11 protein-coding genes are annotated in these 8,226 nt (G+C 37.9%); 7 read left to right on the forward strand and 4 right to left on the reverse strand.

Features of this window, described 5'->3' with window-relative positions:
- Nucleotides 1–395: 395 nt before the first annotated feature.
- Nucleotides 396–647 (reverse strand): hypothetical protein, encoded by a 252-nt coding sequence (locus AN486_RS25350; protein WP_290602926.1) that lies wholly within the window; start codon nt 645–647, stop codon nt 396–398.
- A gap of 213 nt (nt 648–860) precedes the next feature.
- Between AN486_RS25350 and AN486_RS25355 the strand changes: the two genes are divergently transcribed.
- The gene (locus tag AN486_RS25355) at nt 861–1,823 is read left to right on the forward strand and encodes a hypothetical protein (protein WP_290602927.1); all 963 of its coding nucleotides are present in this window, start codon (nt 861–863) and stop codon (nt 1,821–1,823) included.
- A gap of 291 nt (nt 1,824–2,114) precedes the next feature.
- Here AN486_RS25355 and AN486_RS25360 read toward each other — a convergent pair whose 3' ends face one another.
- Together AN486_RS25360 and AN486_RS25365 are read right to left on the reverse strand one after the other, a co-directional pair.
- The gene (locus AN486_RS25360) at nt 2,115–2,501 is read right to left on the reverse strand and encodes a hypothetical protein (RefSeq protein ID WP_290602929.1); all 387 of its coding nucleotides are present in this window, start codon (nt 2,499–2,501) and stop codon (nt 2,115–2,117) included.
- Between the two features lie 178 nt (nt 2,502–2,679).
- Nucleotides 2,680–2,904: a hypothetical protein gene (locus AN486_RS25365; RefSeq protein ID WP_290602930.1), complete on the reverse strand. Its 225-nt coding sequence runs from the start codon at nt 2,902–2,904 to the stop codon at nt 2,680–2,682.
- A gap of 86 nt (nt 2,905–2,990) precedes the next feature.
- Here AN486_RS25365 and AN486_RS25370 point away from each other — a divergent pair, with 86 nt between their 5' ends.
- From AN486_RS25370 to AN486_RS25395, 6 genes are all read left to right on the forward strand, one after another.
- Entirely contained in the window at nt 2,991–4,628 is a 1,638-nt protein-coding gene (locus AN486_RS25370) for a hypothetical protein (protein ID WP_290602931.1), read from the forward strand.
- Between the two features lie 2 nt (nt 4,629–4,630).
- On the forward strand, nt 4,631–5,590 hold the full coding sequence (locus AN486_RS25375; RefSeq protein WP_205748586.1) for a hypothetical protein: 960 nt from the start codon (nt 4,631–4,633) through the stop codon (nt 5,588–5,590).
- 372 nt (nt 5,591–5,962) lie between these two features.
- Nucleotides 5,963–6,592, forward strand: coding sequence for a hypothetical protein (locus AN486_RS25380; RefSeq protein WP_290602932.1), 630 nt, complete (start codon nt 5,963–5,965; stop codon nt 6,590–6,592).
- Between the two features lie 24 nt (nt 6,593–6,616).
- On the forward strand, nt 6,617–7,126 hold the full coding sequence (locus tag AN486_RS25385) for a Rieske 2Fe-2S domain-containing protein (protein WP_234413208.1): 510 nt from the start codon (nt 6,617–6,619) through the stop codon (nt 7,124–7,126).
- The gene (locus AN486_RS25390) at nt 7,012–7,503 is read left to right on the forward strand and encodes an MATE family efflux transporter (RefSeq protein ID WP_290602933.1); all 492 of its coding nucleotides are present in this window, start codon (nt 7,012–7,014) and stop codon (nt 7,501–7,503) included. The genes AN486_RS25385 and AN486_RS25390 overlap by 115 nt, the downstream gene beginning before the upstream one ends.
- Nucleotides 7,491–8,075 (forward strand): carbamoyltransferase N-terminal domain-containing protein, encoded by a 585-nt coding sequence (locus tag AN486_RS25395; protein ID WP_290602935.1) that lies wholly within the window; start codon nt 7,491–7,493, stop codon nt 8,073–8,075. Before AN486_RS25390 ends, AN486_RS25395 begins: the two co-directional genes overlap by 13 nt.
- On the opposite strand, the gene AN486_RS25400 is transcribed toward AN486_RS25395, so the two are convergent.
- Nucleotides 8,066–8,226, reverse strand: a 161-nt coding sequence (locus AN486_RS25400) for a transposase (RefSeq protein ID WP_290602936.1), incomplete at its 5' end; no start/stop codon positions are given. The two genes, AN486_RS25395 and AN486_RS25400, sit on opposite strands and share 10 nt — an antisense overlap.

The raw sequence follows: 8,226 nt of genomic DNA on the forward strand, positions 1-8,226 counted from the left end.
GATTTTGAGTTGTGTCCTGCTTTAGAGTAGGTTGCTTTTCTAGGCTCTGTTTCACCGTAGGAACTCCCCGTTAACGCCAAGTGTCACCCCACAACTGATGTCTGATTGCGTCTTCCAGCTTCGACCTCCCGATACCGAGTCGGGTCATCGTGGGCAGATAGGGAGTCATACCTGAGTCTGGTAGATGGGACTTACACCCATATCCGACCGAGAGTTCAACCTCTTTCCATGATTGGATTAGGTTGGTTGGCTTATGTACGGACTGATTACCGTGATTCAGCTAACAACGAATCGCACCCGCTCCCTTTATGATTTTTTGGAATAAATATGGCATAAATCCTTGTTATGATTGGGTTTGAGGCTTTAATATACTCAAAAATCAGCGATCGCCACCCCTACTTATTCTCATTCTTAGAAGAACTCGCAGAAACAATAGTAACAGTAGTAGTGTATTTACCATCCTTACCCACCCAAGACTTAATCTTTCTAACATAACCATCTTTAGGACTTCTAACAATAGGAATATCTGCTAATTTATCCTCAATAGCTGATAGTGAAATTCCTAATTGTGCCAACTGGTAATCCTTATTTCTCACAGCTTTATCATACTGTAAACGAGAACGTTCAAAATCTTGTCTAGCTGGCATCACCGTACCATTTCGGGTTTTTTGTACGCTAAGAGATTTTCAAGCGTCTGAAACGACGATTTTTCGTGAAAGTTTAACTCGTTGGATATTAGCAGCAGTGCCTTTTGATTTACCATCCCAAATAGCCAAACCGTAATCAGCAATACTGCACATTTGTTTATGATATTATCAAGGAGTAGGGAATTCATAATAAATTCCAAAACAGGGACAAACATGACAGAAGCAACAGCGAACTATGATCAAACATGGAAAGAAGCCATAGGACAATATTTTGAATCATTTTTACAATTCTTTTATCCAAAAATATACGAACAAATTGACTGGAGTAAACCCCCTATTTCTTTAGATAAAGAACTAGAACAAATTACTGCATCTAGTCAAACAAAAAAACGTTATGCGGATAAATTGTTTCAAGTCTGGTTATTGAATAATGAAATAATTTGGATTTTGATTCATATAGAAGTCCAAAGTCAATATGATAAACAGTTTCCTCAAAGAATGTTTATCTATAATTATCGTTCATTTGATTTATTTAATAAACCAGTAATAAGTTTAGCAATATTAGGAGATGAAAACACAAGTTGGCGACCAAATAGTTATGAATACGGTTTAGGGGATAGTGAAGTTAAAATCAAATTCAGTATAGTGAAACTGCTAGACTATCAATGGGAAGAACTAGCTGCAAGTAACAATCTGTTTGCTATAATAGTAATGGCACATCTGAAAACCAAAGTCACTACTAAGGACTTAACGCAAAGAGAACAATGGAAATGGAACTTAGTCAGACCATTGTATCAAAAAGGCTTAACTAAATTTGACATTATTAATTTAGTGAAGTTCATTGATAAAATGATGACGTTACCACCACCATTGCAATTAGAGTTTAACCATAAATTAGAACAGTATGAAAAGGAGTTAAATATGCCTTTCCTCAGCACTATTGAAGAACTTGCAGAAGAAAGAGGCCAAGTAAAAGGTGCTAAAAAAACCTGCCAAAACAATATTATCAAAATTCTCTCCAAGAGATTTGATCATGTTACAGAATTGATGAGTAATTCTATCACAAAAATTGATGATATGCTTATTCTGGAAAATTTACTTTTGTCAAGTATTAGTGTTCCCTCATTGGAGGAATTTCAAAAGTTAATTGATGCAGAATTACAGCAAAATCAATGATATTATATCCCTGATTTCTTCTATTATGAGGAAGTCAGGGATAATCATAACAGACTACTAATATTCAAAATCAACTTGAGCAATCCATTTATTATCAGTTCTGGGGGATTGTTGATAAATGCCAATACCAGTGGTAAATAATTGTCCAATCATGATACAATCCTCTATATTATTGAACATTAAGCAATAGCATTACCGATAATCAATAACGCTATTGTGTTTGCTATTTGTTATTGCTGGTTTCAATCCTCAATCACCTTAATAGGTAATTGTCACCTGTATTTTCCAGCATTATCCAATTTCCCCATGAATCAACTCAACAACAGATTCAGCGAGTAACCCCCTCACCTTAATCTCCAGTGGAAATCTGCGGACTCGTTTTGATTGTCGGGGTGTACCGTCGTCTCCCCCGAAATACCCATTATTAGCAATTACCCAATCTCTAAATCTGGGGAATTCCAATTGTTTCAAACCAATGTAAGTGATAAAACTGGTGAATCCAGAACTTTCATCGGTGGATTCTGTCCAATGAAACTTGTTTGAATAAGTACCCACAATGGTAATGCGATTCCTACGGAGCGCTTCGCTATCGCTAAGTTCCACCACCTGATAATTCCCATGTGGACTAACTTGTAAAACCTTACCTTCAATACCCGCAAAATTGATTTTATTCATCATTAAATCTCAAAAACACCAAGACTAAAAAGCGATAGCATCAATGATTTTTGTAATCTTCATTTCACTATATAAAGCTTGATTTTATTAGTGATTATGTTAAAATCAAACAATGGCTAGATTCAGTTAATAGATGATGAAGTGATGGGAATAGATTAACTCATGCCTATTCCCTTTTTCATTAATCCTGTTCTGAATAACTGTCAAACCAAATTATTTCATTATCAGAAAACTCAATCATCCTAGCCAAGCCGTCTTCACAGCTAACAATTAACTTACCTGAATCTGAAATATCAACAACTCCAGTAATTCGGGGTTCATTCAATAGTATATTTAATTGCTCAACAGTGAGTTCAATTGATTTTAAAGGGTTGATTCCTGTACGTTTAACGAATGCAGTGGTCATGATATTAACTAACAACAACACAACCCCAAAGCGATAGCATTAGCATCCTTAACATATTTTTATTAACTAAATTAAATTTATAGACCATGACACCAGAAGAAGTTTTAAGTCAAATAACCGATGGAATTTGGGTAAACAAGGGTGGGTTAAGAGTCCCCACAGAAGTTGTGCAAGCTTTGTCAAATAAAGAGGATTGGTTTGATTCAATTCAACCAGTAGTTTACTCGCAAGATAATTTACCTTCACTAAAAGCGATTATTAATTACTTTTCTAAATCAGAATTAGACGATGAAGTTGGCTATGCTTCTGCGGAAATCCTACAATCTTGTTATGGTGTCAACAAAGTTTTCAACTCTAAAGTACACGGTAATCCAAGTGCTGTTGGACAACAAAAACTGGATACCATTGGACAACGCCCAGCGAATATCGAAACTTATAAAGCGTCCGTAGAAGTTAATAATATATTGATTAATTGGAAGAATATTAATAGTAGTGGTTATGATAACGATGATTCAGTTTATGACAGAATTAAATCTGTAGAACAAGTAAATAAAGATTGGTTTTCTCAACAAATTGAAGATTTAAAAACATTAATGCTCAATGCTTATGATAGTTTATTATCCCAATTTGATGAACAAGAAGACCCTGTACCACAGGAAGTAAGGAATCACTTTGTGGCAATTAGGGAGAAAACAGAGCAGGAATTTCCATCGGCGATAGCGAAGCGCTGCTGCAAGCAGTTCGCTGATTTCCCCCAGGACAATCTCAAAATTGTCAATATATTTCAAGGACTCCTAGATAAAGTCAAAGAAGAACTTGCGGATGCTTTACAAAAAATCAAAGAATTGGTTTTAGGTAAAGATGAATCCAAGGCAGCGAGGGCAGAAGCGAGACAAGAACACAAGGATAAATCAGGACTGTTGAAGTTTCTGAAAAGCAAGATTGTTAATCCAACAATTAACGGTATCAAAAAACTATTTAGAAAAGCCGGGAAATTGTTATCTAATAAAGAAGAAAATAACTATAAAGAATATTCGCTTAAATCCCAATTTGGGAATATTTCTAGTGCTTATGGTGCAATTGTTCCTGTAGATATACCGACAACGATAAACGCCATTGAAGTATTGAAAAAGATTACCGAAAGTATTCTGACAACATTTATTTTAAAGGGAGTGCAATTACCGGGAGTTTTCGTTGAAGCGTTAAAAAATACTACGATTTCTATAATCTTAAAAAGATTAGATATTCCCGGAGGTGAAGCAATTCGTTATATTACTGGGGGATTACTAAGAACAGTCAAAGACTTATTACCAGCAGTTTTCAATAATACCGGAATGTTTGCCGGGGCATGGGGTTTATTAACAGCTTGCGCTCCTTATATTTTAGCAGCAGCAATACTGGTGATTATTGCTATCAAAATGGCTAAAAGAAATCAACTCGGTGATTTTATCTTGATACTGGGATTATTGGCATCGCAAACAGAACCCGATATCTGTTGTGCCAGGGTAATTGGTGACGAGAAAATGGAGGATATACAAACATTGAAAGAGGGATTTATTACCGAAACCAATAAGAATTATGACTTTATTTATGCTTTGACATTTAAAAATGAACAGATTGCTAGAAGCATGGACATATCCAATGAAACTCCGGTAATTATTCCTGAAGAAGCCGCTATCACAATTAACGCAGGATTATCAAGTTTAGAATACATGGATTTTTAATTATGACAATAACATTCACAAACACCCGCTATATCGAAGATGGTTCGGTAGGTTCAATCGCCACCGTTGCTGAATGGTCAGTGTGGAATTGTACTGAAAATAAATGGTCAAATGCACCTAAAGTAGTATTACGAAATATATTATTAGCAGGATTACATCCAAAATTAGATTTTTGTATTGGGGAAATAGAAACAACAGAAACCAGGGCATCAGCATTAAACGCATTTAAACCTAAAGGTTATCAAGCAGCATTCTTTCTGGATTTAGCCAGTGGTTCTAGAAATCATGGAAGATTCACATTCACTAATGAAAAAACCATCGGTAAAAAGTATTTTGGGGAAACAGCTAAAGACCAATGGAAACGTATAATTTACGGTAGCATTTTGCATACTGGTTGTAAGAAACTGGTATACAAACAAATGAAATATGTAGTAGTAGATGATGAAAATAAAGATTCAGATGGTAACGACTTAGATGATGCAGTCAATAATATTCATTGGGAGACTGGGGATAGTCACGCCAAAGCTAGTAAAGCACTGATGCAATTACTGGGACTGCCATTACAACAATTTAATCCCGATACTGGAGAAGATGAAGAACTTGAACCTGATGAAAATAAACCCTTACAATTTAGGGCAGCATTCAGAAACAACGATAATTTAGTAGAATGGATTGGTAAAGGAACTGTTGGTTATAACCCTAAACTCGACTCTTCTGAATTTGATTTAGTCATTCCCTTATCTTCACTCAAAGGTAATAAACCAGCGTTAGGTAATCACCAGGGTAAACTATTATTTGGTTTGGTGTTTGAGGGGGAATTACGTCGCGCTAAACCAGGATGGATGTTACTCCAGTGGTTCTCATTTGAAGTGCTGGAAAAAGATAAAATTATTGATAACCTACGGAAAAAGTGCGATCGCCTATCCCAAACCTATAATTCCATCACCGACTTAGGAATGTGAATTAAATAAGGTGCAAAAGTAGGGTGTGTTAGCGACAGCGTAACGCACCATTCCAGGTTACATCAGAATTGCAGGTTATTAAATTTGCGTTCCTAAGATTTCAAAACTCTGTTAACCCCATCTCCCCCGAAATTTTTCGCTCTCTCTCCTATATGGTAACTGATTTATATCATCGACATTGGAGGATTGAAGATTTAAAAAATATAGGCAGTACAAAATTCTGCTAGAACGCGTTGTTATGTTTTTCTTTACTTACGTTTTAGCATTGCCCAAATAGATGCAGCTACAATCATAAAACCACCCATCCAGCCGCTAAGGCTTAATGGTTCTGCCCTAGAACCAATCAACAAATGGACATTCCCTCTTGAAGAATTGGAATCTGCCCAAAAGGTACTCTCTGAGACAGGAGGAATTCCCTATCCACCAGAGATGATTGCATTAGCACACAAAGAACTAAATGAATTTATTCACATTCTTGAAGCAGAAGGAGTCAAAGTTCGTCGAGTCAACCCTGTAGATTTCTCTGCCCCCTTCTCCACACCAGCTTGGCAAGTAGAAAGTGGTTTTTGTGCCGCCAATCCTCGTGATGTTTTTTTGGTGATTGGCAATGAGATTATTGAAGCACCAATGGCAGATCGCAACCGCTATTTTGAAACTTGGGCGTATCGAAAGCTGCTCAAGGAATATTTTCAGGCAGGAGCTAAGTGGACCGCGGCACCGAAGCCACAATTATTGGACGCACAGTATGACTTAAATTTCCAGTTTCCTCAAACAGGAGAGCCGTCGCGCTTTGTCGTTGCAGAGTTTGAACCAACTTTTGATGCAGCAGATTTTGTGCGCTGCGGACGGGATATTTTTGGTCAAAAAAGTCATGTCACTAATAGGTTGGGCATAGAGTGGTTACAACGCCACCTGGAAGACGAATACCGTATTCACATTATTGAATCGCATTGTCCTATTTTTAATGTTTATTTTAATTATCGTTTCACAAGGGTGACATAGAGTGGTAAAACTTAGGAGACAATTATGACAAATGCCGACCTAATCTTAATCAACGACTGGTACGTAGTCGCAAAGATAGAAGATTGTAAACCAGGAAGTATCACCACAGCTAGTTTGTTGGGAGTTAAATTGGTACTATGGCGCAGTCATGAACAGAATTCACCCATACAGGTATGGCAAGACCACTGTCCCCACCGAGGTGTTGCTCTGTCTATGGGAGAAATTGCGAATAATACTTTGGTTTGTGCATATCACGGATGGAGATACAATCAAGCAGGTAAATGCGTACAGATCCCGGCTCACCCTGACATGATACCCCCAGCAAGTGCGATCGCCAAGACCTATCATTGCCAGGAACGCTACGGCTTAGTGTGGGTCTGTTTAGGGAGCCCTGTGAATGATATACCTTCATTACCCGAATGGGATGTGCAAGAAGGGCAGCATCAATTGGGATTACGATTGGTGCCATTTTTGCGAGTGCTGCGGCACTCATTTTCTGGTTGCTTCCATATCAAATTGCGGGAATTTATTTAAATATAAACAATCCAGAGAATATCGAAGCAATTAATACAGCAACTTCTTTTCTCGCTTTGTCGGGATTATTCCAAATTTTTTACAGTATTCAAATGATTACTGTTGGGGCTTTGATAGGGTTGCAAGATACGTTCGTTCCAGTGTTAATGAACTTAGTTGTCTGGGTTCTTGGCTTGGCAGGAAGCTATTTCATGGCAATCATTTTAGGTTGGGGAGGTATCGGTATCTGGTTAGGTATGGTTTTGAGTCCACTCCTATCTGGAGTCATTTTAATGGTTCGTTTTTATCAAATGATTGCCCATAAGATTGCCAATAGTAATAACGGGGAAGAGAGTCAAATTATACCCGTCGAAAAGGTGTTGAAATGCATATCTTAGGAATTTCAGCTTACTACCACGATAGCGCTGCCGCTATGGTTGTCGATGGCGAAATCGTTGCCGCAGCCCAGGAAGAACGTTTTTCAAGACGAAAGCACGATGCTAGTTTTCCTATTGGAGCGATCGCTTACTGTCTAAAACAAGCAGGAACCAAGTTACAATATATCGATCAAATTGTTTTTTACGACAAGCCATTAGTCAAGTTTGAGCGATTGTTGGAAACCTATTTAGCCCATGCGCCAAAAGGATTTAGCTCGTTTATCACAGCCATGCCAATCTGGCTAAAAGAAAAGCTTTACCTAAAAACAATCCTAAAAAAAGAATTGGCACTCTTGGGGGAGTGCAAAACTTCTCAATTGCCGCCTCTATTATTTACCTCACATCACCAAGCCCATGCGGCTTCTGCTTTTTTTCCCAGTCCTTTTGAGCGTGCTGCCGTTTTGTGCTTAGATGGTGTAGGAGAGTGGGCAACCACCAGGAGATTGCGGGAAGGCTGGGAGCCGCGTCTCTTTAGAGCGCGGGGGAAAGCCTACTCGTGCGGTTTTAACCGCTTCCAATATTCTCAACCATGATGCGGGTCATTAATATATCTTTCTATAGTATCAGCAGCAACGTTTCCAGCAGTTGAAAAGAAATAGCTGCTAGTCCAAAGTGACGGTAGCTTTTTTAATTCTGGGAACTCTTTTCTTAGGTAATTAGATGAGCGTCCTTTAAATGCTTTAA

Origin of the sequence: Anabaena sp. AL93 (assembly GCF_001672085.1) — a bacterium.
In the GTDB taxonomy this organism is placed as follows: Bacteria; Cyanobacteriota; Cyanobacteriia; order Cyanobacteriales; family Nostocaceae; genus Dolichospermum; species Dolichospermum heterosporum.